Genomic DNA, 26709 nt, shown 5'->3' on the forward strand with positions numbered 1-26709 from the left:
GCAGTGGCGCCAAGCAATCTGGCGGCAGGTTAAAGCGCGGGGATCATCGCGCCCAACTTTAGCTTTGAAATTATGGTTTGCAACGCCCTCGACCTCTCGCCCATTTGAGGCTTCTCGCTTCGAGCGGATCAAGATGATCCCTCACTAACAAGGACCCGCCGGCCCCCGTTGACGGGATCTGTGGCCGGAAAAGCCAGGTCCTCAATACGGTCAACAAACAGACGGCGATTGCGAACAAAACAGGAATCTGCGATCGTGCATTTTTCAGCCAGAAAGATGATTCGAATCCTTGCCCGCTGCCGCCGCCTATCTTGAAGCGCTCAATCCTGAACAGCGCCGCGCCGTTGAGCACGGCGCGGGTGCGAGGGATTGCGCGCCGCTGCTCGTCATCGCGGGGGCGGGGTCGGGCAAGACCAACACTTTGGCGCATCGCGTCGCGCATCTGATCGTCAACGGCGCCGATCCGAGGCGCATCCTGCTTCTGACTTTCTCCCGGCGCGCGGCGGCCGAGATGACGCGCAGGGTCGAGCGCATCTCGCGCAAGGTGATCGGCGATAGCGCCGGCGTCATGACGGACGCGCTCGGTTGGGCGGGGACATTTCATGGCGTCGGCGCCCGGCTGCTCCGCGACTACGCCGAGGCGATCGGGCTTGATCCGGCATTCACGATTCATGATCGCGAGGATTCAGCCGATCTCATGAATCTGGTGCGGCACGAGCTTGGTTTCTCGAAGACCCAGAAACGCTTCCCGGCCAAGGGCGCATGCCTTTCGATCTATTCGCGCTGCGTCAACGCCGAACTTGCCATCGGGGAAGTCCTTGGAGCGTCCTTTCCATGGTGCCTCGCCTGGACCGCGGAACTGGGCCAGCTGTTTGCCGCTTACGTCGAAGCAAAGCAGCGCCAGAACGTTCTCGATTACGATGATCTTCTGCTCTACTGGGCGCAGACGATGAGCGATCCCGCGCTCGCCGCCGACATCGGCGAGCGCTTCGATCACGTCATGGTCGATGAGTATCAGGACACCAACAGGCTGCAATCCTCGATACTCATGGCGCTGAAGCCGACCGGCCGCGGGCTCACGGTTGTCGGGGATGACGCGCAGTCGATCTATTCATTTCGCGCGGCGACGGTGCGCAACATCCTCGACTTTCCAGGCCAGTTCAGCCCGCCGGCCGAGATCGTGACGCTCGATCGCAATTACCGCTCGACGCGGCCGATCCTCGCCGCCGCCAACGGCGTCATCGATCTGGCCGCCGAGCGATTCACGAAAAATCTCTGGACCGACCGCAATGCGCAGCAGGGCCCGCAACTCGTCGCTGTTCGCGATGAGGCCGATCAGGCCCGCTACATCGTCGAACGGGTGCTCGAAAACCGCGAGAGCGGATCGACGCTGAAGCAACAGGCGGTCTTATTCCGCACGTCGCACCACAGCGGCCCGCTCGAAGTGGAGCTCACCCGCCGCAACATTCCCTTCGTTAAATTCGGCGGGTTGAAGTTCCTCGACGCCGCCCATGTCAAAGATATTCTGGCGCTGCTGCGCTTTGTCGAAAATCCGCGCGATCGCGTCGCCGGCTTTCGCGTCATGCTACTGATGCCGGGCGTCGGCCCGGCGTCGGCGCAGCGCGCGCTCGACCATATGGCGGCGGCGTCCGATCCGATCGCCGCGCTCGGCTCCGCGCCCGCGCCGCCGCGCGCCAGCGTGCATTGGACCGCATTTGTCGCGACGGTCATGGCGCTGCGCGGCAGAACCGCCGGGTGGCCGGCTGAGCTTTTGTGCGCGCGGCTTTGGTACGAGCCTCATCTTGAGCGGATTCACGAGGATGCGACGCCGCGCCTCGCCGATCTTGTGCAATTGGAACAGATAGCCGCCGGCTATCCCTCGCGCGAGCGGTTCCTGACGGAGCTGACGCTCGATCCGCCGGACGCCACCAGCGATCAGGCGGGCCCGCCACATCTCGATGAAGATTATCTCATTCTTTCGACCATTCATTCCGCCAAGGGGCAGGAATGGAAATCCGTCTTCGTGCTGAACGTCGTCGACGGCTGCATGCCATCTGATCTTGGCGCGGGGACTTCGGACGAGATCGAGGAGGAGCGCCGCCTGCTTTATGTGGCGATGACGCGCGCAAGGGATGATCTGCATCTCATCGTGCCGCAACGCTTTTTTACGCACGGGCAGAACGCGCGGGGCGACCGGCACGTTTACGCCTCGCGAACGCGCTTTATCCCGAATGCGCTGTTGCATCTGTTCGAGCGTACGGCGTGGCCGACCGCGGCGGCGGGGGCCGCCGTCGCGCGCGGCCCGGCTGTTGGCGTTCGAATTGACCTCGGCGCCCGTATGCGCGGCATGTGGCGATGAGGAGGCAGGGATTGTTTGCTCTCGACAACAGATCATCGGATGATGGGCCAGTGTCTTTGATACGAAATCCCCGCGCTTCCCGGCGTGATTCATATGCGCGCGCCCGAGCCTGAAGCGCTCGACGGGGATGCGCCGGCTGGTGGCGCGCGCCGGAAAATCATCCATGTCGACATGGACGCCTTTTTTGCCTCGGTCGAGCAGCGCGACAATGCGGAGCTGCGCGGCAGGCCTGTCGCCGTCGGTGGTTCTTCCGAGCGAGGCGTTGTCGCGGCGGCGAGCTATGAGGCGAGAAAGTTCGGCGTGCGATCGGCGATGCCATCTGTGACGGCGAAGCGCAAATGCCCCGAACTCATCTTTGTGACGCCGCGCTTCGATGTCTACAAAGCAGTGTCGCTCCAGATCCGCGAGATTTTCGCCGAATATACGCCCCTGATCGAGCCATTGTCGCTCGATGAAGCCTATCTCGACGTCACCGAGAATCTACAAGGCGTCGCGTCGGCGACGGAGATCGCCGAGCAGATCCGCGCGAAGATCCGTCGCTTAACGCATCTCACCGCATCCGCTGGCGTCAGCTATAATAAGTTTTTGGCCAAGCTCGCCTCCGATCATCGCAAGCCCGATGGTCTCTTCGTCATCACGCCGAAGATGGGGACGCGCTTCGTCGAGACCCTGCCGGTCGAAACATTCCAGGGTGTTGGACCGGCGACGGCGGCGAAGATGAAGCGGCTCGGAATCGAGACAGGACTTGACCTTCGCGCAAGACCTTTGGCCTTTCTTCAACAGAGCTTCGGCAAGTCGGGCGAGGCCTATTACTGGATATCCCGTGGCGTCGATGAAAGGCCTGTGCGCGCCGACCGGGTTCGCAAATCGATCGGCGCGGAAAACACCTTTCCGCGGGATCTGTTTGAATTCGAGGCGATGTGTGAGGCGCTGCGGCCGGTCCTCGCCAAAGTCTGGCGGCATTGCGAGGCAAGCGACATCCGGGGCCGAACTATCACGCTGAAAGTCAAATACGCCGATTTCAAGCAGATCACGCGCAGCCGATCCGGCGAGGACGTCATCGCAAGCCTCGCCGATCTGGAACGTTTGAGTCTTGGGCTGCTTGCGCCGCTTCTGCCGGTCAAAAAAGGCGTGCGCCTGCTCGGAGTATCGCTTTCCTCGTTGTCGCAGGCGCGGGTGAAGGATCGAGGCCAGCTCGCTCTGGCGCTTTGAAAACGCGGCCCCGCTGGGGGCCTGATCGCCGTCACGCGAGCGCACGCGCCAGGGCGTATCGGCGGCCTTTAGCGAAGACATTCGCCGCGAATAAAAGGGAAAATTGATAGGTGCTGAAATATGGCGATATTGCGGCAGCTTGCCTTGGCTGTCCAATCACCATTTCCATCGTGATATTTCATTAAATTCAATGCAATCGCCGTGATGATGGCCCTTATTGCGGGATGCATCGCCCGAGCGGACGCCTTATTCCAACCGCAATCGCGAAGAACCGCCGGGGAACGTGTGGCGGAGAGACCACGCTCGGCTGAGCGCATACAGGGCACGATAGGAAAAGCATAAAACCATGAACTTTTTCCGCTTGCGCCCGTTAGAGCGCTCACGACACGCAGAACCTAAGGAGCCGTATTCATGAAGCTTGGAACTCTATTCGCCGCAATGGTCGCGATTACGCCGGGCGTCGCCCTTGCCCAGTCGATGAGCCCTCCCGATCAAGGCTCGCGTTCCGCGCCCGCGACAGTTGGGCCCGAAGGCCGCTCCGCCGCCGATAGCCCGGAGGGGCCCGTTGGGACCTCAGGCCATCCATCGGATATGACGGGAACACCGTCAATGGCGCCGTCCAGCGGTAACACGCCATCTGGAGAGCCGGACTCGGGGATGGGCCGCGGCGATAAGTGAGCCGCCTGACGCCTGCCAAGGAATAGCCCCGTACGGGGCTATTTTTTGTTTTCCCTGGTGGTGGCTCCCTTCGCTTTACGTCCGTCTGCGGGCTTCCCGCTTTTCTCGCCAGCGAAGGTTGTACCGCACTTAGGGCGGCGCTAAGGCCGGCTTAATCGCCAGAGGCCGCTCTTGCCCCCATACCCGGTGGACCGCCGTCCGCCTTCGCGCTCCTGACGATATTGAACTGTTAAATAATAAGAATAGTTACTTGCACAAAAAAGAAGTAATTAACAATTCAGTCTTGCTATTCGGCCCCATTTGTATCAGTATTCATTTGTTAGCTAACCAATATACGACCACGTGAAAATTTCAACTTATAGTACTGACGTCTACAGCGGATCCGTTCTGGTTTGGAAGCGATATTTTAGGAACGCACGTTATTAGCCGTCTAGTGATCACTAAATTTTTTCAAAAGGCGTTAGTCCGCCATATTTCATTACCTAGTCCTTGATAGTGCGCGAAGGATTGGCGTCCCCCCGCCAGTCCTTCGTTCGCGTGCGTGCGGCTTTTTGCCGGGCTCCCTTCGTGTGCTTAAGCCACAGCTCATCCGCAACTATTGCTTGTGACTCGGGCTTGTTTGAGCCGGACCATCTTTGGAGCCGGCCGGGCCTTCACCCGCCGCCGCCGCCAAGCGCCGCATCAAGCGTTACGACCCTTTCGAGCCCCCCGACTTTTTCACCGATGCCGTCCGCTCGCAGCAGGTCGCGCACCCGTCCATGCGCCCCGATGATTCGCAGCACAATGCCACGGGCGGCAAGTTCGCTGTGCAACTCATGCAGCATTCGAGAACCCGCGAGATCAAGGTAGGGCGATGCCGAGAGATCGCAGATCATCAGGCGGATGTCGGACGGAGCTGACGCGCCAAGGTGGTTCAGAACCGTCTCGAGCACAGAGCTGGCGTTGACGTAGATCAGCGACGCTTCGGGACGGAAGGCGATGACGCCGGAGAGCGGCTCGTTTTCCGGGTGCCGGCCGATGTCGGAGTAGCTTTTCGTGCCGGGAACGCGGCCAAGAAACGCTACATGCGGGCGTGACGCACGGGCCAGCAGCATCAGGACGGACGCCAGCGCAGCGAGGAGGATGCCTTGAAGTATGCCCAGCAACAGGACGCCGAAAAGAGCAATTGTTGCGGCGTAGAAATCCAGCCGGCTTACCCGCCACATGCGGAACAGCGCCGGAAAATCCAACAATCCGGACACGGCCGTCAGAACGACGGCGGCCAGAATTGCCTTGGGCAGGTTTTCCAGCAGCCCTGTGAGGAAGAGCAGGCATATGGCAAGCGTCATCGAGGCAAAGACAAGGGCGAGTGGCGTGCGTGCGCCGGCCTTGTCGTTGACGGCCGTCTGCGACAATCCGCCTGCGACGGGATAGCCTTGGCCCAGCGCCGTCGCGAGATTTGCCGCGCCGATCCCGAGCAGCTCTTGCCTCGTGTCGAGAGCATATCCATGCTTGGCGGCGAAGGCGCGCGCGGCGGAGACGCTTTCAATATAGGCGAGCAGCAGGCATCCGGCGGCCAGAGGAACTATGCCCTCTACATCGCGCAGCCGCAACGCCGGACCTTCCAGCGTGGGTAAGCCGGCCGGAATCTTTCCCGTCGTTGGCACGCCGAGAGCGGGAAGCCCCAGCACGGATGCGATCACGATCGACAGCGCAACAACGCCGAGCGCGACCGGTTTCCCCGGCAGCAGGCGCTCGCCGACTGTCAGCAGCACGATTGCGACGGCGCCGACCGCAAGCACGAGGGAATGCGTTTCGCCTAACTGTCCGGCAAACAGAATCACCCGTTCAAAAAAATTGTGCCCGCCGCCAGGCGCGCCAATGAGGCTTGGCAGCTGGGTCGCGGCAATCGTCAAGCCCGCCCCCGCCTTGAATCCAACAAGTATGCTGTCGCTAACCAGCTTAATGAGCACGCTGAGCTTTAACGCCCAGGCGATCAGGCAAAGGGCGGCTACGGTGAAACCCGTAAGGCTGGCGATCTGTGCGTAGCGTTGCGCGTCCCCGGCCGCCATCGCGCCCACGGTTCCGGCAATCATAAGTGAAATGGCGGATGTGGGCCCGATCGCCAGTTGACGCGACGATCCGAGCAAAGCGTAGCCCAGTCCCCCCAATAAATAGCCATATACGCCAACTTGCGGAGGCAATCCGGCCAGTCCGGCATATGCAAGAGAGACGGGAATGCCGTAGGCCGCGAGGGTCACGCCGGCGACGATGTCAGCGGGCAGCCAGGCGGCGCGGTATTCCGCGAGCCAGCGAACCGACGGGATATGCCAAAGCCACGTCAGCCTAATCCGGCGGCCCGTCGATTCCTTCATGCGCCGCGCCTCGACACTGCCTGGTGGAATCCGGTCGATCGTGCTTGATCTCGTCCTGCTCTGGAACAATGCAGGCCTAAGCCTGAGCCGATAATCGGGATCGACGCCTCGAACAGGCCGTCATCGCCTGAGCACAAATCCGCAATCCGCGCGGGTGTTCGACATTTTGACGCAATTGGCGCTCCCTAGGGGAATCGAACCCCTGTTTTCGCCGTGAGAGGGCGACGTCCTAGACCGCTAGACGAAGGGAGCGCAGCGCGTGAGACAGGCTTTTATATCGGCGCGGCCACGCCTGCAAGCCAATCGTCGCTGTTGTTTTGTTGAATTGGTTCGGCGCCCGTCCCGACAGGAACGGCTCTTGCGCGCGCCGGCTCGCGGCATAGACTGACGCGATGACGGATGTTTCCTCCCATGCGACGGCTCTGCCTCGCCCGCCCGCGCCGGTTCCGCTTGCCGCGCCGCTCGGGCCAATCTCCACGATGCGCGTCTTGCGCAAAAATCCAATCGAGACCTGGACCCGCGCCCATTTCGAATTGCCGATCATCATCGGTCCGACGATTCTCGGCACGATCGCGGTCATCAATGAACCGGCGGCGATCAGGCGCGTCCTGCTCGACAACGCCGCCAATTACAATAAGGACGCTTTGCAAAAGCGCGTCCTCGGCGAAGGTCTGCGCGAGGGATTGCTCATCGTCGAAGGCGACGAGTGGCGCGCGCAGCGCCGCACCCTGGCGCCTCTGTTCACGCCGAAAAACATCGCCTCTTTTGCCGCCGCCACGGATGAAGCGGCGAAAGAACTCATCGCGCGATGGCTGCGGCTGCGCCAGGGGCGAATGTTCGACATTCAGCCCGAGATGGCGCGGGTGACGCTCGACGTGCTCGGCCGCACCATCTTTTCCGATGGGCTCGGGCGCGATCCGTCCGAGTTCACCGCCGCGCTCACGCGCTATTTCCTCACGCTCGGGCGCCTCGATCCGTTCGATCTCCTTGATTTCCCCGATTGGGTGCCGCGCTGGACCAAACTGACCAGCGGCGCCGCGCTGAATTTTTTTGAGGACGTCGTCGACGCCATCATTGAGCGCCGCAAGCGGCTGCTGGCCCAAAAGGGCGCCGCCGCGCCGCGCGACATACTGACATTACTGCTGGAGGCCGAGGATCCGCAGACCGGCGCGGGCCTTAGCGATGCTGAAATCAGGGCCAATATCGTGACCTTCATCGGCGCCGGTCATGAGACGACCGCCAATGCGCTGATCTGGTCATTGTTTTTGCTCTCGATGTCGGAGGAATGGCGCCAGCGCCTCGCGGCTGAGGCCGACGCGGTGCTGCCCGGCCCCATCGAGCATTACGCCGAAAGGCTGGTCGAGACCAAAGCCGTGATCGAGGAGGCGATGCGGCTTTATCCGCCGGTGGCGAGCATGAGCCGTCACGCGCTCGACTGCGATACGCTCGCCGGCCGTCGCATTCGCAAAGGCGCGCTCGTCATGGTGTCGCAATGGGTGCTGCACCGGCATAAGCTTTTATGGGATCAGCCGGATGTCTTTGATCCGCGCCGCTTCCTTCCAGGCGCCCGTGAAAAAATCGACCGCTTCGCCTATCTGCCATTCGGCGCCGGCCCTCGCGTCTGCATCGGCGCGGCCTTCGCTTTGCAGGAGGCCGCGATCATCCTCGCCCACGTCATGCGCTCGTTCACCCTCGAGGTTCCAAAGGGTCACGAGGTGAAGCCCGTGCAGCACATTACGCTGCGGCCGGAAGGCGGCCTGCCGATGATCCTGCGGCGGCGCACGCGCTCACACAATTGAGGCGGGCGCCAGGCAAAATCTTAACCCAGCGGGTATGCCGCCTCGATGACGTAGGGGCCGCCGCCGGTCGACGCCCGGGACGAAAAAAGCACGAAGCGCTGCGCCTCGAAACGGCGCGAAAAGAAAAAGCCGCGCGTCGAGAGATAATCGGCGACCGCCATGGAGGACGCCGCCCGCAGCCGCGCCAAGGTGACATGCGGCGTAAATTTGCGCGGCTCGGGCGGAATGCCCATGCGCCGCAGCAGCCGCTCCTGTTGCGCCTGAAGCTCCACGAGGGGCGTCGCGGGCTTCGCCTTGGCGACGATCGCTCTTGGTTTGTCGCCGCCAAAGGAGCTCAGCGTCTCGATCTCGACGGTGAAGGGTTTGCGCCGGATTTGCTCCAGCGAGGCGTGCACGTCGCGTGCGGTGGCGTCATCGATGTCGCCGATGAAGCGCAAGGTGATGTGGTAGTTTTCGACGTCGATCCAGCGCGCGCCGTAAATGCCGCCGCGCATCATGGCGAGGTCCATGGCGAGATCTGGAGGAATCTCGAGGCCGGTGAACAGGCGAGGCATGGTCCCTCCTTAAAATACTGGAGTGAAAAGCCGAATCGCGCGGCCATCGCCGAACTGGCTCTATCTAGCAAATTTTCTTCGCGGCGAAAATCGGCTCATGCTGCGGTCGCGAAAAATTCTCAGCCGCGCGCCGGCTTATCCCCAAGCTCGGCGAGAAGCGCCCGGACGCTCGGCAGGATGTTCTGGACGATTTCTTTAACGCCGTCCGGATTGGGGTGAAGCCCGTCGGCAAGCTTGAGATCGGGCCGGTCGGCGACGCCATCGAGAAAGAAGGGGTAGAACAGGGCGCCATATTCGGCGGCGAGTTCGGGATAGATGGCGTCGAACTGCGTTTGATAGTCTTTGCCAAGGTTCGGGCTCGCCAGCATCCCGGCGAGCAGAACCTTGACGTCCTTCTCTTTGAGTTTGGCGAGAATGGCCTCAAGGGCGGATTTCGTCACCTTGGGGTCGGTTCCGCGCAGCATGTCATTCGCGCCGAGTTCGAGGATGAGGCCATCCGCGCCATCGCCGATCGCCCAGTCGAGCCGCGCAAGGCCGCCCGATGAGGTGTCGCCGGACACGCCGGCATTGGCGATGGCGACGCGATAGCCCTCCTTGTGGAGCGCGGTTTCGAGCACGGCGGGAAAAGCGGCATTGGCCGGCAGGAGATAGCCGGCCGTCAAACTATCGCCGAATGCAATCAGTCTTGTCACTCGAGGGTTTTCTTCGGCGGCGGCGCCCCGGCGTCCGGCGTCAAGCGGAAGCGCCAGCAGCAGCGCGGCGCCAGTCTGGAGGACGCCTTGGAGAAAGTCGCGACGATCCCTATATCGGACAGGCTCAGCCCGCGCATTGGCGATCGGGGCCTGCGCCTGAGAATTGAGGCGGCGCGGGTCTGCTTGCGGCGGCGTTTTGGATGTCATGGATGCTTGAACCCGCTGTTGAACTCGAAAACGTGCATCTGAGCCTTGGCCGCGGCGCGGCGCGGGTTCATATCCTCAAAGGCCTGTCACTTAAAATTGCGCGCGGCGAGACGGTTGGGCTCGTCGGACCATCGGGATCGGGCAAATCGACCCTTCTCATGGTGCTTGCGGGTCTTGAGCGGCCGGATTCCGGAACTGTCAAAATCGCCGGCGCGAGCCTCAACGGCCTCAGTGAGGATGCGCTGGCGCGCTTTCGCGGCGCGAATATCGGCATCGTCTTCCAATCCTTTCACCTCATCCCGACCATGACGGCTCTCGAAAACGTCGCAATTCCTCTTGAGCTGGCAGGCGCGGGCGACGCCTTTTCGCGCGCCGAGGCTGAACTTCAGTCTGTTGGACTGAAAGATAGGTTGCGGCATTATCCAGCGCAATTGTCGGGCGGCGAACAGCAAAGAGCAGCGCTCGCAAGAGCCCTTGCGCCGAACCCCTCAATTCTCGTCGCCGACGAGCCGACCGGCAATCTCGACGCCGCCACAGGGGCGAGCATCATCGAGCTGATGTTCGCGCTAAGGCGCGATCGCGGCGCGACCCTCGTTCTCGTCACGCATGATCCCGGCCTCGCCGCCAGATGCGACCGCACGGTCAAGATCAGTTCCGGCCGCGTCGAGCAAGAGGAGCCATTGGCTGTTCCGCTTTAGCGCCGCGATTTTTTGCGTATATGGAGGTTTGCCATAATCTGTATCGAGATGGCCTATCGCAACAGGATGGCTGCATGATCGATTCGGCGTCGGCGCATGATGGCGTTGGCAATCTCTTCGACATTGCCGCGCTCGACACGCGCGCGGAGCAGTTCACGCCTCTGGTCGAGGCGAAAAATCTAAAGATCGAGCGCATCGTCTCGGCCGGGCAAGCGAGCCCGCCGGGGTTTTGGTACGATCAGGATCTCGCCGAATGGGTGCTTGTGCTCGCCGGATCGGCCGCGTTGCGCTTCGAGGGGGAGGCCCATCCACGGGTTTTGCATCCCGGCGATTGGTTGCTCATCCCCGCGAAGCAAAAGCATCGCGTGGAATGGACCGACAAATCGGGCGCGACCATCTGGCTCGCTGTCCATTTCAGCTGATGTCTCCATTCGAGAAGGCGCCTGCATGAACAAGCTGGGAACTGCGCCGGTCCGCGCGAAAGACGCGCGGGCGGAGGCGGGGCGGGCGACGCGCTTGCCTTTCGTCTTGAGGGTCGCATGGCGCGATCTGCGTGGAGGCCTCGGCGGATTCGGCATTTTCCTCGGCTGCATCGCGCTTGGCGTAGCCGCGATCGTTGGCGTCGAATCGGTTTCGCTTTCGCTGCAGGACGGTCTTGCGCGCGATGGCCGCGCGATCCTCGGCGGCGACCTCTCATTCGATCTCGCCCAGCGTGAAGCGACGGCCTCCGAGCGCGCCTTTCTGGCCGCGAGCGGACGCCTGTCCTCGGTCGCCCTGATGCGCGCCATGGCGCGCCGCCCGAACGGCGAGGCGGCGATGGTCGAGATCAAGGCGGTCGACGCGCTTTACCCACTGGCTGGCGAGGTCGGCCTCGAGCCGGAGCAATCCCTCGACGGCGCGCTGTCGGAGCGAGACGGGGTTTTTGGCGTCGCCGTCGACGCCGCCCTTTTGCCGCGGCTTAACCTTGCGATAGGCGATCTGATTTCAATTGGCGACGCGCGCTATCAGTTGCGCGCGCTTCTGACGAAGGAGCCGGACCAATTGGCGGGAGGCGTCGGCTTCGGCCCGCGCGTCATGATGAGCGAGGCGGGGCTTCGGGCGACGGGGTTGCTGCAGCCGGGCGCGCTCACCCATTGGCTCTATCGCGTGGCGCTTGGCTCGCCGTCGGCGCCTGCGGGCGACGCCGCCGTCGATGACGCCGCCAATCATGCCCGCGCCGACTTGCCGGACGCCGGCTGGGAGGTGCGCACGCGAAAAAACATATCGCCGCAGTTTTCGCGCAACCTCGACCGCTTTACGCAATTCCTGACCCTTGTCGGGCTGACCTCCCTGATCATCGGCGGCGTCGGCGTCGCCAATGCGATCCGCGCCCATGTCGAGCGCAAGCGCCAGACGATCGCGACGCTGAAATCACTCGGCGCCAGCGGCGCGGCGGCCTTCGCCATGATGCTGACGGAGGTCATGCTGGTCGCCTGTCTCGGCATCGCGTTTGGCGCGTTGATCGGCGCCGCCATGCCTTTCATCGCCGTTTGGGGATTTGGCGCGCTGCTTCCTTTTCCGCTTGTCCCTTCGATTCACCCGAGCGCGATCGGCGAGGGGGCGCTCTATGGCTTCTTGACCGCGCTGAGCTTTTCCGTCGGTCCGCTCGGCGTTGTGCATGACGTGCCGGCGCAGGCGATTTTTCGCGAGAGCGTCGAGCCGCTGCGGGCCTGGCCGCGACCGCGTTATATTTCGCTGACGCTCGCCGCCGCCTGCGCCCTTGTCGCGGCCGCGCTGCTGTTTTCCAGCGACCGCAAGCTCGCGCTAATCTATCTTGGCGCGACGCTCGCAGCCTTTGTCCTGCTGCGCCTCGTCGCTCTCGCCATCATGTTTTTCGCGCGGAAGCTGCCGCACCCGCGCAACGTCGCGCTGCGCCTTGCGATCGGCAACATCCATCGTCCCGGCGCCCTGACCGCCTCGGTCGTGCTGTCGCTCGGTCTTGGCCTCGCCCTCCTCGTCACGCTCGCGCTGATCGACGGCAATCTTCGCGGCGAACTCAAGGCCGGCAATGCGGGAACGGCGCCAAGCTTCTTTTTTCTCGACGTGCAGGGCGCCGAGGCGGGCGCTTTCACGCAATTCCTGAAAGAGCGCGCGCCCGATGGCAAAATCGAGCTGGTTCCAATGCTGCGCGGACGCATCGTCAAGCTGAACGGCCTGTCGACCGATCTCGCACGGCCGAAGGAGAGCGCGGCCTGGGCGCTGCGGGGCGATCGGGGCGTCACATTCGCGGATAGTCTCCCCGCCGGGTCGACGCTCGTCAAAGGGCAATGGTGGCCGAAGGATTACAGCGGCCCGCCGCTGATTTCGCTGGAAAGCGAAATCGCGGACGGTCTGGGGCTCGAGATCGGCGACGAAATCGCCGTCAATGTTCTCGGCCGCACGATTGTCGGCGCTGTCGCCAATATCCGAAAGGTGAACTGGCGCAGCTTCGGCATCAATTTCGTGCTGATTTTTTCGCCGAACACATTCGCTGGCGCGCCTTATACCGATCTCGCGACGCTGACTTTTCCGGCCGGCGCCGATCAGGCCCGCGAAATGAGCCTTTTGCGCGAGAGCGCCGCCGCCTTTCCCGCTGTGACGAGCATAAGGGTCAAGGATGCGCTCGAGGCTGCGAGCGCCATCTTGGCGGAGCTTGCCGCCGCCGTCAGGGGCGCTTCGAGCGTCGCGCTGCTCGCATCGATCCTGGTGCTCGGCGGCGCCGTCGCGGCGGGCCAGCAGGCGCGCGTGCATGACGCCGTGGTTCTAAAAACCCTCGGCGCCACGCGCGGGCGGCTTCTCGCCGCGTTCCTCTATGAATATGGCCTCATCGGTTTCGCCACGGCCCTTTTTGGCGTCGCGGCCGGCGCAGCCGCCGCCTATGGCGTGTTGCGGAAGATCATGGATCTCGACTTTATATTCTTCTGGCGTGAGGCGCTCGGCAGCGCCGCCGCCGCGCTGATCCTCACCATTCTGCTTGGGTTGATGGGAACCTTTCGCATCCTCGGGCGAAAGCCGGGGCCCTATCTGCGCGATCTTTGACTTTGGCAACCTTAAGTATAGTTCATGTTGCGCGCCCTTGAATGGGTTTGGCCTCTGGGCCATATTGGAGCATACGCTGGCGTGTCAGAAACGGCGGCGGCCGGGGGCGGTGAAGCCTCCATAACTTCCAGAGGAACTCATGTCCGACTTCGACCGCAACGCAAGCGCCCGCTGGGGTCAGGGCGTCGCACGGGCAGGTCGCGCCGAAATCGACCAGGGCCTGCGCACCTTTATGCTCGGTGTTTACAATAATATGGTGGTGGGCCTCGCCTTGACCGGTTTGGTGGCGCTCGGCGTCAACATGCTCGCAGTCGCCGGCGATTCCTCCCAGGCGGTCGCACAGATGGGCCGTATCCCGCTGACAGCGTTCGGCGCTGCGATCTACGGCAGCCCGCTGCGTTATGTCCTGATGCTGGCGCCGCTTGCCTTTGTGCTGTTCTTTTCGTTCCGCATCAACCAGATGTCGGCTTCGTCCGCGCGCGCCCTGTTCTTCGCCTTCGCGGCGGCGATGGGCCTCTCGCTGTCGTCGATTTTGCTGATTTACACCGGCAATTCCGTCGCCAGGGCTTTCTTCATCACCTCCGCGGCGTTCGGCGGCCTCAGCCTCTACGGCTACACAACGAAGCGTGACCTCTCCGCGATGGGGGCGTTCCTCGTCATGGGGCTGATCGGTCTCGTCATCGCGAGCGTCGTTAACCTCTTTGTCCAGAGCTCGGCTTTCCAGTTCGGCCTGTCGATCCTCTCGGTCCTCATCTTCTCGGGCCTCACCGCCTGGGATACGCAGGCGATCAAGGAAATGTATTACGAGAGCGACGGCTACGAGGTCGCGACCAAGAAATCCGTGAATGGCGCTTTGATGCTTTATCTGGATTTCATCAATATCTTCCAGTCGCTCCTCTACCTCACCGGCAGCAGGAACAATTAGGCCCCGCTCGGGCACGGTTAAGGAAGGCTCCGCGCAAGCGGGGCCTTTTTTATTTGGCCCTCGCCTTATGGCGGCGGACCGCGTCGCGCCCAGGCCGCCACGAAGAGCGCAAGGCCGAGGATGACCCCGATCTGAACCCAGAGAAAGACGAAGGCGTCGGCGCGAACGCCGAGGGGCGGAGCGCCCGGCAACACGTTGCGCAGCATCGGCACGGCGAAGATCATCGCTCCGAGGGCGCCGGTCAAGGCCGCTTCGATCTTGCGCGCGCCGAGGAAGACGAGGCCTCCAATCGTCAACGCGCTGGCGGCGAGGAGGATCATTCCGGCGAAGACGACGAACGCGAAAAGGATCTGCGCGGAAGGGCGCTGCGCCCGCACATGGAGCGACAGCCCCTTGTCGCCAGCTGCGGCGTAGCGAGGGGACATTGCGACCTCCCAGCTGGCGATATTCTCCCATGTCCTAAGGCGCAGCGGGACGCTGACCCCGCCGGCGGCGTCCTTGCCCTCGATCGCCCGGATCCGCAACGTCCCGTCGTAACGGTCGAGCGGATAATTCTCGAATGGGCCGTCCACGCTGAGCGAAAGCGTCTTCGAAATCGCCGGCTGTCCGGCCTGCAGTGCGATCTCCTGGACGTCGCCGCCGTCATTCACTTCGACCAGAATGTCCGTTCCGGGCAAGCCGGGAAAGCGCGGGGCGCCGGAGTCGCTTTGGGTTGCAAAGTCGAGCCGCACCTCGATGGCTTGTCGCGCCGGCTCTACGGCGAGCACCTCGAGGTAAATGTCGAGCGGCGCCCTCGCGTCCGCTTGCCGTTCCCGAAAGACGGATTCCGTGGGTTCGGTGAGGTGGTAGAAATCCGAAATCAGGACGGCATAGCCCACGCCGAGGACCGACAGGGCAAGGCACAGCGCCGCAAGACGCAGGCGCCGGATGCGGGCGGCGGGCGCGGCTTGACCGTCCGGCGGGGCGCCGTCGGGGGTGGGCGATGCTTCCAAGTGGTCTACCCCGAGACGAGCTTCAGTCTCTTGTCGAGAATGGCTATCACGCGGCGCAGATCATGGCCACGCTTCAGCACAAGGCCCGTCGTCGCGACGACGCTATAGGCGCCCTGCTTCTTAGCCAGTTTCGGGGTTTTCTCGATCCTGAACAGGGCGCATTCCGAAGCGCGGCGGTAGATCGAGAACACTGCCTTTTGCGGCGTGAAATCGACGGCGTAATCGCGCCACTCGCCCTCGGCGACCTTGCGGCCGTAAAGATTTAAGATCTCGCGCAATTCGAACCGGTCGAACGACACCGTCTCTGAGCCATGAACCGGGGGCGCGCCTGCAACGAGGCGCGGCGAGACGAGAGGAGCGCGGGAGGCGAACGCCTGCACCCTGCCGTCGGTCATGATCGGAAGGCGGCTATCCTCGGCAGGCTCCGGATCATTCATGCGTTTTGCTGCTCACGGCCAGGAATGGGCGGCATCATCGCGCGCTGATTAGGGCAGGGCAAGGCCTATCTTGACGCTTATGCGACAGATCTGGCGCAGCCGTTTTCCACGCTCGCGGCACTTGCATCGAAGCTGCGCAAAGGCAATATCAGCGCCTTGCGGGGCCGCGCGCGCCGCCAAGGAGCGGGCGTGGCTTATTTACGCGCCTCCATTCGACGTGATGCCGAAAAGTTGCCGACTTTTCGGACCCGTATCATGCGTCAGAGCAAAGGCTTAAAGAGCAAAATGCGATTTGGCGCATTCTGCTCCGAACGGTAATTGATTTTGAGGAAAGAGTCGCTCGTCATGTCAGAAGCTGCTGGTCAATCCCAATCCTTTCAGGCACAGCCTTTTCAGGCCGATGTCGCCAGGCTGCTCCATCTCATGGTGCATTCGATCTATTCGGACCGCGATATTTTTCTGCGCGAATTGCTGTCCAACGCCGCCGACGCCTGTGAGAAATTGCGTTACGAGGCGCTTGCCGATCCTGCCCTCGCGAAGCAGCCGTTCAACATCACGATTGGCGTCGACAAGGATGCCGGAACCCTCGCGATCGAGGACAATGGCGTTGGCATGACGCGCGAGGACCTCGCCGATTCGCTCGGCACGATTGCGCGTTCCGGCACCCGCGCCTTTCTCGACCGGCTTGGCGCGAGGCCCGAAAGCGGCGAACTGTCCCCGCAAGAAGCCGAGGACGTGCGAGAGACCGAGCTGGAGAGCAAAGGCGGGGCCCATGTGGACCTTATCGGCCAATTCGGCATCGGCTTCTATTCGGCCTTCATGGTCGCCGATCGTGTCGAGGTCTTCTCCCGGCGCGCCGGATCGGACGAGGCTTTCGTCTGGAGTTCCGACGGCAAGGGGTCTTTTACCATTACGCCGCTCGACCTCGACCATGCGCCGGAGCATGGGACACGGGTCGTGCTTCATCTGACCGAGGCCTCCAAAGACTATCTCGACGCGTACAAGATCGAAGGGATCGTGCGTGAACATTCAAGCGCGCTCGCTGCGCCGATCGAACTCGTCGAATCGCCAGGCGCCGAGCCGCGCCGGCTTAGCGATGGCCAGGCGCTCTGGACGAAGCCCAAGAGCGCTATCACGGCGGAAGAATACGCTGATTTCTATCATACGCTCGCCGGCCAGTTCGACGCCCCGGCCCTGACCATCCATTGGCGCGCGGAAGGGCGTCACGAATACACGGTTCTCGCCTTCGTGCCGTCCTCGCGCCCGTTCGATCTCTTCAATCCCGAGCGTCATGGCCGCGCCAGGCTTTATGTCCGCCATGTTCTGATCACCGACGACGCCGACGTCCTGCCAAGATGGCTGCGCTTCGTGCGGCTTGTCGTCGATTCCGCCGATCTTCCGCTGAACGTCTCGCGTGAGATGATCCAGGAAAGCCCGGTCTTTGGCGCGATCAAGAAGGGCGTCGCCAACAAGATCCTGCACGAACTCACAAAGCTTGCCGAAAATGATTCCGCCAAATTCGACGACGTCTGGAAGCATTTTGGCGTCGTATTGAAAGAGGGACTCTATGAGGAGCCGGAAAAGCGCGACGCTTTGTTCGCGCTGGCGCGCTTTGCGAGTTCGTCCCACCCCGAGGGCGGGCGCACGCTGAAGGACTATATCGCCGGCCTCAAGGAAAATCAGACGGCGATCTATTATCTCCTTGGCGATGATCTGAAACGGCTCGCGGCGAGCCCCCAGCTCGAAGGATTTGCCGCTCGCGGCGTCGAGGTTTTGCTCCTGCCAGATCCGATTGACGCCTTCTGGGTCTCGACCGCCGTCGGATATGAGGGCAAGCCTTTCAAATCCGTAACGCAGGGCGCAGCCGACATCGCCTCGATCCCGCTGCTCGACGCCGCGGCCGGCGAAGCCCCCGAGGCGCAGCCGCCAGCCGGCCTCGCGGCTCTTTTCGCGCTGATGAAACAGACCCTTGAAGACTCCGTGGCCGAGGTGCGCGCGTCCGATAGGCTGGCGCAGAGCCCAGCCTGCCTCATCGCGCCGGACCGCGGCCCTGACCGGCGGCTCGAACAACTGCTTGCCGAACATGGTCAGCTCGGCGCAGCGACGAAGCCGATTCTTGAGATCAATCCCAAACATCCTCTGATCCAGGCGCTGGCGTCCCTTGTCGGTTCGCCCGACAGGCAGAAGATTGAGGACATCACCTGGCTGATCTTCGACGAGGCCCGCCTGATGGAAGGCGAAAAGCCGGCCAATGCGCCGGAATTCGCCACCCGATTGACTCGGATTCTGCTCGAGGCGGCGGGGCGTTCGGCGGCGTGAGGGCGTTGAAGCGCAAAAAGGGGCGCTTGCCGCGGTGAAATCGGACAGCGCCTTTGGATTCGACGCTGCGACGCCGCGCGATGAGGCGCGGCGCATTTTGGCCCGCGCCTTCGCCGATGGCGAGATTGCGTCCGCCGAACTTGATGCGCGCGTCCTGCTCTGCGCGGCATTGGGGATCGATCACGCGGGACTTGTGCGCGATCCCAACGCGCCCCTCGGCCAAGGCGCGGATCGTCTCAAGACCCTCGCCTCGCGGCGTCTCGGCAGGGAGCCGGTTTCCCGAATCCTCGGGTACCGGGAATTTTGGGGCGCGCGATTCGCGCTGGGCTCGGCGACCCTTGATCCGCGCCCAGACACGGAAACCCTGATTGAGGCCGTGCTCGATCATTTTGCCGGGAATATCGAGGGAAGCTGGCGCATCCTTGATCTCGGCGCGGGCTCTGGCGCCATTCTGAGCGCTCTGCTGCAAGGCCTGCCGGGCGCGTTTGGCGTCGGAGTCGACCTTTCGCCAGCCGCCTGCGCCGTGGCGAGCAGCAATCTTTCCGCGCATGGGCTGGGCTCTCGCGGACAAATCATCTGTGGCGACTGGGCGTCTGCTTTGAGCGCGCGCTTCGATTGCATCGTCTCCAACCCACCCTATATAGCGAGCAGCGAGATCGAAAGCCTCGCGCCGGAAGTGCGTGTTTATGATCCGCGTCTGGCGCTCGACGGCGGCGAAGATGGGCTCGCGGCCTTTCGCGCCATCGTCCCCGCAGCCGCGTCGCTGCTCGCCCCTCGGGGCGTCGTCGCACTGGAGTTTGGCGAGGGGCAAGGGGATGCGGTCGCGGCCTTGCTTCGAGAGGCTTCTTTTTCGAATTTCAAGTTCCGACTTGACCTCGGCGGTCGCGAACGTATTATTTTGGCAAGCGAGCTGACCTCGGCCTGATCGCACTTCGGACGCAGCAAATTGTCGCTTGGAGATATTTTCTAAAAGCCCTTGGCGTTTCATTCGAAAGCGGCTAGTTTCACGGAATAAGGATTGCCTTTTCGCTCCTGTAAAGCTGCGGTTAGCGTCGAGATCCACCTGTCCTCGCATAATACGCAGTGTGTGAACGTGGTGAGCCCGCTTCCGGCTAAGCTGAGACGCTCGGCGAAACCGAGGTAACGTCCCCCAAGCTCCAAGATCCTGGCTATACAGGGTCTAGGATTGATGCCACGGAAGCTCCGTGAGTATCGTCACCGGCTGGAGAGCCCAAACAACTGCTCGCGCCTTAACTCTTTGAAAAATGGTTCGATAAGGACCGTGACGACTCGCCGATAAGGCGATGCTCGGGGGTCGCGACTACGGCGCCACTCAAGGATCATCGATGAGACCAGGACAGAACAACAAACGCATGCGCGGTCGACCTAACAGTAATCGCAAAGGGCCGAACCCTTTGACGCGCTCCTATGAATCGAGTGGTCCGGACGTCAAAATTCGCGGCACCGCACATCATATCGGCGAGAAATATCTGCAATTGGCGCGCGACGCGCAGTCCTCGGGGGATCCCGTCACGGCGGAGAGCTATCTCCAGCACGCCGAACATTATTTCCGGCTCATCGCGGTGGCCCAACAGGCGCAGCAGCAGAGCGCCGCCGGCTACCAGCGCCAGCCGGGCGACGCCATCGCCGACGAGACCGACGATGGAGACGATTTTACCGGTATTCCAGACCGGTTCGCTTCGCCGCCGGAGCGCTTCGCAGCGCCGCAGCCGGCTTTCGCGCCGCAGCCGCAATCCGGCAATCCGCAACAGCCTCAGGATCGCGGCTTTTATGGAAGCGGCGGCGGCAACGCTGAAAAGCAGGGATTTGAACGGCCGGAGCGTGGTCCGCGTCAGGAGCGGGCGCCCTATCAGGAAAGATCCTATCAGGATCGCCCTTATTCCGAACGCAGTAGCCAGGATCGCAGCCAGGACCGCGGCGGCCAGGACCGCGGTGGACAAGAGCGGTATGGTTCGGATCGCGGTGGTCCGTCCAGAGAGCAGGGCTCGCGCGGCGAGCCGGCGTCCGGCCACGCGCCGGGACGCGACGCTCCGGGGCGCGAGCAGGAAAGCCGGGCGTCGCGCGGTGGCCGCAGCCAGCGTGATTTTCGTGGCGAGGCCCCGCGCGAGCAGCGCGGCGACAGGGCGCCGGTCGATGATGGCGAACCCAAAGGCCTTCCTGCATTCATAACCGCGCCGGTCCGCGCCGTGTCCGACGCATTAAGTGAACCGCTCGAAGCAAACGCCAGCGTTGAAACGCTGAACCCCATCGGCGACGGCCACTCGGATGCTGAGCGCGAGCCGAACGGCTTTCACCTGCGGCCGCGGCGCCGGCGTCGCAGCAAGGCGGAGATGGCGATCGATTCGGCCTCCGCTGATGATTCCAATCACGCGGAAAGCAGCGCGAAAGACCCTGTCGGAGATTGACGCGCGAGAGATTTTATCAATCTTAAGGGCCAAGGTCTTGCGCTCGCCGGATTATGGTGTTTCCGTTTCAATGTTGGGACGGAAACAGGTGAAGCCATGATCTCCAAAGCAATGCTCGCCGCCTTGGGAATTTCTCTTTCGCTGACGTCATTCGAGGCTCAGGCTTTGCCGAGCGCCCCGTCGCCGCTGCCGCCGTCTTCCGAGACAATTTTGATTCGGGGCGGCTGCGGATTAGGCTGGCATCGAGGGCCTTGGGGCGGTTGCCGTCCGAATGGCTATTGGCGGCGGCCGGGGCCGCGTTGCTGGTGGCGGGGGACGCCTTGGGGACCGCGCCGCGTCTGCGCGTGGTGACGGCTCCGTCGTAGTCGCGTCCGTGAATGCAAAGATGAAAGCGACCTCGCCGTGGCGGCTGAGGCCGCTTCCGGTGGGCCTGACCGTTGTGGCGTAAGCGATTTCTGCGCCGCATCATTTTTTCTGAAGGCGAATAACCTTCCGCCCAGGCTTTTTTTTCCTACATTTGACTCAAGCAACCTGGGTAGCCAGACGAATTGAGTTAAGCCGCCAATGCCCGCCGACGGGTGCTTTTGCGGGGGAGACATACAGCCATGAATTTTGAGAAATACACCGAGAGAGCGCGGGGCTTCGTGCAGAGCGCGCAGTCCCTCGCCATGCGCGAAGGACACCAGCAGTTCACACCCGAGCATCTGCTGAAGGTGCTGCTCGACGACGAACAGGGTCTCGCGGGCGGGCTCATCGACAAGGCGGGGGGGCGCTCGCGCGATGCGCTGGTCGCAACCGATCTCGCTTTGGGGAAATTGCCCAAAGTCGAAGGATCCGGCGCGGGTCAGGTTTATCTGACGCCTGCGCTTGCGCGTCTCTTCGACAATGCGGAGAAGATCGCCGAGAAGGCGGGCGACTCCTATGTGACGGTGGAGCGTCTGTTGCTCGCGCTCGCGATGGAGAAGAACACCGAGGCGGGGAAAATTCTCGAAAAGGCCGGCGTCAATCCGCAGAACCTCAACAAGGCGATCGAGGAATTGCGCAAGGGCCGCACCGCCGACAATGCGACTGCGGAAAACGCCTATGACGCCCTGAAGAAATATACGCGCGATCTGACGGAAGCCGCCCGCACGGGCAAGCTCGATCCGGTGATCGGCCGCGACGAGGAAATCCGCCGCACCATTCAGGTTCTGTCGCGCCGCACCAAGAACAATCCCGTGCTCATCGGCGAACCCGGCGTCGGCAAGACCGCGATCGTGGAAGGCCTGGCGTTGCGCATCGTCAATGGCGACGTGCCGGAAAGCCTGCGCGACAAGAAACTGCTGGCGCTCGATATGGGATCACTGATCGCCGGCGCCAAATATCGCGGCGAGTTTGAAGAGCGGCTGAAAGGCATTCTGACCGAAGTCACCGCCGCGGCCGGGGGCATTATCCTCTTCATCGACGAGATGCATACGCTGGTCGGCGCCGGCAAGGCCGATGGCGCGATGGACGCCTCGAATCTTTTGAAGCCCGCCCTCGCGCGCGGCGAATTGCATTGCGTCGGCGCCACGACGCTGGACGAATATCGCAAGCACGTCGAGAAAGACGCGGCGCTGGCGAGGCGTTTCCAGCCCGTCTTTGTCTCTGAGCCGACGGTCGCGGATACGATTTCGATTTTGCGCGGCCTCAAGGAAAAATATGAGCTGCACCACGGCGTGCGCATCACCGATGGCGCGATTGTCGCGGCGGCGACGCTGTCGCACCGCTACATCGCGGACCGGTTCTTGCCCGACAAAGCCATTGATCTCATCGACGAGGCCAGCGCCCGCCTGCGCATGGCGATCGATTCGAAGCCCGAGGAGCTGGATGAACTCGATCGCCGCATCATCCAGCTGAAAATCGAGCAGGAAGCCCTGAAAAAGGAGACCGACACGGCCTCGAAGGAGCGGCTCGTCAAGCTCGAGTCAGAACTCGCGGAGTTGCAGGAAAAATCCGACGCGCTGACCGCGCGCTGGCACGCCGAGAAGGACAAGCTCGGCTCCGAGCAGAAGCTGAAGGAGCAACTCGAGACCGCCCGCAACGAACTGGTGCAGGCGCAGCGCCGCGGCGAATATCAGCGCGCCGGCGAATTGACCTATGGCGTCATTCCGGACCTCGAACGCAAGCTCGCCGAGATCGAATCGAAGCGCGGCGGCGTCCTCGTCGAAGAGGCGGTGACGCCGGAACATATCGCGCAGGTCGTCTCGCGCTGGACGGGCATTCCGGTCGACAAGATGCTCGAGGGCGAGCGTGACAAATTGCTGAAGATGGAGGAGGTGCTGAGCTCTCGCGTCGTCGGCCAGGCCGAGGCCGTGAAAGCGGTTTCGACCGCGGTTCGACGCGCGCGGGCGGGGCTTCAGGACCCGAACCGTCCGATAGGCTCCTTTATGTTCCTTGGGCCGACGGGCGTCGGCAAGACCGAACTGACCAAGGCCCTCGCAGCTTTCCTGTTCGACGATGAGAACGCGCTGCTGCGCATCGACATGTCGGAATATATGGAAAAGCATTCGGTGGCGCGGCTGATCGGGGCGCCGCCCGGCTATGTCGGCTATGAGGAAGGCGGGGCTTTGACGGAGGCGGTGCGCCGCCGCCCCTATCAGGTCGTGCTTTTCGACGAGATCGAGAAAGCGCACCCCGACGTCTTCAACATCCTGCTGCAGGTTCTGGACGACGGCCGCCTGACGGACGGGCAGGGGCGCACGGTGGATTTCCGCAATGTGCTGATCATCATGACGTCGAATCTGGGCTCTGAATTCCTGGTGCTTCAGAAGGACGGCGAGGATTCGGGCGCCGTTCATGATGAGGTGATGCAGGTGGTGCGGGCGCATTTCAGGCCTGAATTCCTGAACCGCGTCGACGAAATCATCCTGTTCCATCGCCTGCGCCGCGAGGATATGGGGGCGATCGTCGAGATCCAGCTGAAACGCCTCGCCAAGCTGCTGGAGGATCGCAAGATCGAGTTGGAATTGACGCCCGCGGCGCGGTCTTGGCTGGCGGAAAAGGGCTATGATCCAGCCTATGGCGCGCGGCCCCTGAAGCGCGTCATCCAGAAGAACGTGCAGGACCCTTTGGCCGAACTGATCCTCTCCGGCAAGGTGCATGATGGCGAGCGCGTTCGCATCGGCGCGGATGAGACCGGCCTGCTGATCGGCGAAGACGCGATCCAGGCGGCGGCGTAGCGCCGCCGCCACCGATAGCCGTAGGGCGGACCTCAAAAATGCGCCTCCGGTCGCCCCGGGGGCGCGAAAATGGCGAGGCCGCGGCTTTTTGCCGGTCTGCGCCGCCGCCGTCCACGCAAGTGATCTCGCTCGGAAAGCGTAGATGTGGACAGGTCGCCGAAAAGGCCGCAAACCGGGCCAAAAAACATTAAAAAACATGACCTTCGCAGACGTTTCGTCTATAAGGGAAGGCTGTCGGCGTCGCCTTGGCGAGATGCGCCGGAAATCAACGCTTTACAAAGAAAGTCCGCAGATCAAATGGGTGAACCCGCCGCCGTGTCCAAGGTCTCCGTTCCTCCAGAGGCGGAAGCCTATTATGGCGCTGACTCGATCAAGGTTTTGCGCGGCCTCGACGCGGTGCGCAAGCGGCCGGGCATGTATATCGGCGACACCGACGACGGCTCCGGCCTGCATCACATGGTCTATGAGGTCGTCGACAACGCCATCGACGAGGCGCTCGCAGGACACGCGACGAGAGTCACGGTGACGCTCAACGCCGATGGCTCCGTGACCGTCACCGACGACGGGCGCGGCATTCCAACCGACATTCACAGCGAGGAAGGCGTCTCGGCGGCCGAGGTCATCATGACCCAGTTGCACGCCGGCGGAAAATTCGACCAGAATTCCTACAAGGTTTCCGGCGGTCTGCATGGCGTCGGCGTCTCCGTCGTCAATGCGCTCTCGACCTGGCTGAAGCTGCGCATCTGGCGCGACGGCAAGGAGCATCTGATCCGCTTTGAGCATGGCGACGCCGTGACGCCGCTTGAAGTCACCGGCCCCGCGCCCATCATCGACGGAAAGCCCAAACGCGGCACGGAAGTCACGTTTTTCGCCTCGCCCGCGACCTTCACCATGGTCGAGTATAATTTCGCGACGATCGAGCACCGGCTGCGCGAACTGGCTTTTCTGAACTCAGGCGTGCGCATCGAACTGACCGACGCCCGCGGCGCCGAGGTCAAGACGGAGGAGCTGTTTTACGAGGGCGGCCTCGAGGCCTTCGTGCGCTATCTCGACCGCGCCAAAAGCCCGCTCATCGCCAAGCCCATTCTGATCAAGGGTGAGCGTGAGAATATCGTCGTCGAGGTCGCCCTGTGGTGGAATGATTCCTACCACGAGAACGTGCTCCCTTTCACCAACAACATCCCGCAGCGCGACGGCGGCACCCATCTCGCGGGGCTGCGCTCCGGCCTCACGCGGCAGGTGACCGGCTATGCCGAGCGCTCCGGCCTGCTGAAGCGCGAAAAAGTCGATCTCACCGGCGACGATTGCCGCGAGGGCCTGACCTGCGTGCTGTCCGTCAAGGTTCCTGACCCCAAATTTTCCTCGCAGACCAAGGAGAAGCTGGTCTCGTCCGAGGTGCGGCCGGCGGTCGAGGGGCTTGTCAATGAGATGCTCGGCTCCTGGTTCGAGGAGCATCCGCAGGACGCCCGCACGGTGGTCGGCAAGGTCGTCGAGGCGGCGCAGGCGCGCGAGGCGGCGCGCAAGGCGCGCGAACTCACAAGGCGCAAAGGCGCGCTCGATGTCGCCAATCTGCCGGGCAAGCTCGCCGACTGTCAGGAGCGCGATCCTTCCAAGGCCGAGCTTTTTCTGGTCGAGGGCGATTCGGCCGGCGGTTCGGCCAAACAGGGCCGCAACCGCGAATATCAGGCTGTGCTCCCGCTGCGCGGCAAGATTCTCAATGTCGAGCGCGCCCGCTTCGACAAGATGCTGTCCAGTCAGGAAATCGGCACGCTGATCACGGCGCTCGGCACAGGCATCGGCCGCGACGACTTCAACGTCGACAAATTGCGCTACCACAAGATCATCATCATGACCGACGCGGATGTCGACGGCTCGCATATCCGCACGCTGTTGCTGACGTTCTTCTTCCGCCAGATGCGCGAATTGATCGAGCGCGGCCATCTCTATATTGCGCAGCCGCCGCTCTACAAGGTGAAGCGCGGCAGCTCCGAGCAATATCTGAAGGATGAACATGCGCGGGAAGATTATCTGATCGGCAATGGCCTTGATGGCGCTGTGCTGCGCCTTGCCGGCGGCGTCGAACGCGCCGGCGCGGATCTGCGCTCCATCATCGAGGAGGCGCGGACGGTGCGCCACATCCTCAACGCCATGCATTCGCGCTATGACCGTATGGTGGTCGAGCAGGCCGCCATCGCCGGGGCGCTGAAGCCGATCGGGCCGGATGATGAAGAGGCCGCCGAAGGTTTCGCCGCCTCCATCGCCGCGCGTCTCGACGAACTCGCCGACGATATGGAGCGCGGGTGGCAGGGCGGCGTCGTCAATGGCGGCTATGTCTTCAGCCGGCAGGTGCGCGGCGTCCGCCAGGCTGCGACCATTGACGCCGGATTGCTCGCCTCGAGCGAGGCGCGCCGCCTCAATGAGCACGCGACGACATTGCACGACGTTTTTGCGCGACCGGCGACTTTTGTCCGGCGCGCCGATCAGACGCAGGTCTCCGGCTCGGGCGAACTTCTCGACGCCGTGATGGCGGCAGGCCAAAAGGGCATTTCCCAAATGCAGCGCTATAAAGGCCTCGGGGAAATGAACCCGGAGCAGCTCTGGGAGACGACGCTCGACCGCGAGGCGCGTTCTCTGCTGCAGGTCAAGATCAAGGAAGGCGATGACGCCGACGATATTTTCGTCAAGCTGATGGGCGATGTCGTCGAGCCGCGGCGCGAGTTCATTCAGGACAATGCGCTGAACGTCGCCAATCTCGACGTGTAGAGCTTGATCCTCCAGAGGTGCGGCCTTTTTCGGACAA

The 26709-nt window shown here is 62.8% G+C and carries 18 protein-coding genes and 1 tRNA gene; 13 read left to right on the plus strand and 6 right to left on the minus strand.

Going from position 1 to position 26709, the window contains the following annotated elements:
• The first annotated feature begins 289 nt into the window (after window positions 1–289).
• Together MPC4_RS07045 and dinB are read left to right on the plus strand one after the other, a co-directional pair.
• Entirely contained in the window at window positions 290–2359 is a 2070-nt protein-coding gene (locus MPC4_RS07045; protein WP_174511895.1) for an ATP-dependent helicase, read from the plus strand.
• Window positions 2360–2452: 93 nt separating this feature from the next.
• Window positions 2453–3571 (plus strand): DNA polymerase IV, encoded by a 1119-nt coding sequence (gene dinB / locus MPC4_RS07050; protein WP_174511896.1) that lies wholly within the window; start codon window positions 2453–2455, stop codon window positions 3569–3571.
• Between the two features lie 1331 nt (window positions 3572–4902).
• Here the strand turns inward: dinB and MPC4_RS07055 are convergent.
• Both MPC4_RS07055 and MPC4_RS07060 read right to left on the minus strand, forming a co-directional pair.
• Window positions 4903–6603, minus strand: a complete 1701-nt coding sequence (locus MPC4_RS07055; protein WP_174511897.1) for a SulP family inorganic anion transporter — start codon at window positions 6601–6603, stop codon at window positions 4903–4905.
• Window positions 6604–6779: 176 nt separating this feature from the next.
• A tRNA-Glu gene (locus MPC4_RS07060) sits at window positions 6780–6855 on the minus strand.
• Window positions 6856–6995: 140 nt separating this feature from the next.
• Here MPC4_RS07060 and MPC4_RS07065 point away from each other — a divergent pair.
• Window positions 6996–8402 (plus strand): cytochrome P450, encoded by a 1407-nt coding sequence (locus tag MPC4_RS07065; RefSeq protein WP_174511898.1) that lies wholly within the window; start codon window positions 6996–6998, stop codon window positions 8400–8402.
• Window positions 8403–8422: 20 nt separating this feature from the next.
• Here the strand turns inward: MPC4_RS07065 and thpR are convergent, their stop codons facing one another.
• Both thpR and MPC4_RS07075 read right to left on the minus strand, forming a co-directional pair.
• A complete protein-coding gene (gene thpR / locus MPC4_RS07070; protein WP_174511899.1) occupies window positions 8423–8956 on the minus strand; it encodes an RNA 2',3'-cyclic phosphodiesterase in 534 nt (177 codons plus the stop codon).
• A gap of 119 nt (window positions 8957–9075) precedes the next feature.
• Window positions 9076–9855, minus strand: coding sequence for an arylesterase (locus MPC4_RS07075; protein ID WP_174511900.1), 780 nt, complete (start codon window positions 9853–9855; stop codon window positions 9076–9078).
• A gap of 2 nt (window positions 9856–9857) precedes the next feature.
• Between MPC4_RS07075 and MPC4_RS07080 the strand changes: the two genes are divergently transcribed.
• The 4 genes from MPC4_RS07080 (at window position 9858) to MPC4_RS07095 (ending at window position 14535) form a co-directional block, all read left to right on the plus strand.
• Complete coding sequence (locus MPC4_RS07080; protein ID WP_134491501.1) at window positions 9858–10553, plus strand: ABC transporter ATP-binding protein; 696 nt, start codon at window positions 9858–9860, stop codon at window positions 10551–10553.
• Between the two features lie 74 nt (window positions 10554–10627).
• Window positions 10628–10975 carry a cupin domain-containing protein gene (locus tag MPC4_RS07085; protein WP_174511901.1) on the plus strand — a complete coding sequence of 116 codons (348 nt, stop codon included), beginning with the start codon at window positions 10628–10630 and terminating at the stop codon, window positions 10973–10975.
• A gap of 25 nt (window positions 10976–11000) precedes the next feature.
• The gene (locus tag MPC4_RS07090) at window positions 11001–13610 is read left to right on the plus strand and encodes an ABC transporter permease (RefSeq protein ID WP_174511902.1); all 2610 of its coding nucleotides are present in this window, start codon (window positions 11001–11003) and stop codon (window positions 13608–13610) included.
• Between the two features lie 139 nt (window positions 13611–13749).
• Window positions 13750–14535 carry a Bax inhibitor-1/YccA family protein gene (locus MPC4_RS07095; RefSeq protein WP_174511903.1) on the plus strand — a complete coding sequence of 262 codons (786 nt, stop codon included), beginning with the start codon at window positions 13750–13752 and terminating at the stop codon, window positions 14533–14535.
• Window positions 14536–14600: 65 nt separating this feature from the next.
• On the opposite strand, the gene MPC4_RS07100 is transcribed toward MPC4_RS07095, so the two are convergent.
• Together MPC4_RS07100 and MPC4_RS07105 are read right to left on the minus strand one after the other, a co-directional pair.
• Window positions 14601–15527, minus strand: a complete 927-nt coding sequence (locus MPC4_RS07100) for a DUF4436 family protein (protein WP_174511904.1) — start codon at window positions 15525–15527, stop codon at window positions 14601–14603.
• 5 nt (window positions 15528–15532) lie between these two features.
• Window positions 15533–15964 carry a DUF2794 domain-containing protein gene (locus MPC4_RS07105; RefSeq protein ID WP_174511905.1) on the minus strand — a complete coding sequence of 144 codons (432 nt, stop codon included), beginning with the start codon at window positions 15962–15964 and terminating at the stop codon, window positions 15533–15535.
• A gap of 345 nt (window positions 15965–16309) precedes the next feature.
• Between MPC4_RS07105 and htpG the strand changes: the two genes are divergently transcribed.
• The 6 genes from htpG to gyrB all read left to right on the plus strand — a co-directional run bounded on the left by htpG (window position 16310) and on the right by gyrB (window position 26672).
• A complete protein-coding gene (gene htpG, locus MPC4_RS07110; protein ID WP_174511906.1) occupies window positions 16310–18283 on the plus strand; it encodes a molecular chaperone HtpG in 1974 nt (657 codons plus the stop codon).
• A 34-nt stretch (window positions 18284–18317) separates the two neighbouring features.
• Window positions 18318–19208, plus strand: coding sequence for a peptide chain release factor N(5)-glutamine methyltransferase (prmC, locus tag MPC4_RS07115; protein WP_174511907.1), 891 nt, complete (start codon window positions 18318–18320; stop codon window positions 19206–19208).
• A gap of 448 nt (window positions 19209–19656) precedes the next feature.
• Entirely contained in the window at window positions 19657–20709 is a 1053-nt protein-coding gene (locus MPC4_RS07120) for a DUF4167 domain-containing protein (RefSeq protein ID WP_244628892.1), read from the plus strand.
• 111 nt (window positions 20710–20820) lie between these two features.
• Window positions 20821–21060, plus strand: coding sequence for a GCG_CRPN prefix-to-repeats domain-containing protein (locus tag MPC4_RS21730; protein WP_423136036.1), 240 nt, complete (start codon window positions 20821–20823; stop codon window positions 21058–21060).
• A gap of 254 nt (window positions 21061–21314) precedes the next feature.
• On the plus strand, window positions 21315–23909 hold the full coding sequence (gene clpB, locus MPC4_RS07125; RefSeq protein ID WP_174511909.1) for an ATP-dependent chaperone ClpB: 2595 nt from the start codon (window positions 21315–21317) through the stop codon (window positions 23907–23909).
• Between the two features lie 297 nt (window positions 23910–24206).
• Window positions 24207–26672 carry a DNA topoisomerase (ATP-hydrolyzing) subunit B gene (gene gyrB, locus MPC4_RS07130; protein WP_174511910.1) on the plus strand — a complete coding sequence of 822 codons (2466 nt, stop codon included), beginning with the start codon at window positions 24207–24209 and terminating at the stop codon, window positions 26670–26672.
• The last annotated feature ends 37 nt before the right edge of the window (window positions 26673–26709 follow it).

It is taken from the genome of Methylocella tundrae (assembly GCF_901905185.1).
GTDB lineage: Bacteria > Pseudomonadota > Alphaproteobacteria > Rhizobiales > Beijerinckiaceae > Methylocapsa > Methylocapsa tundrae.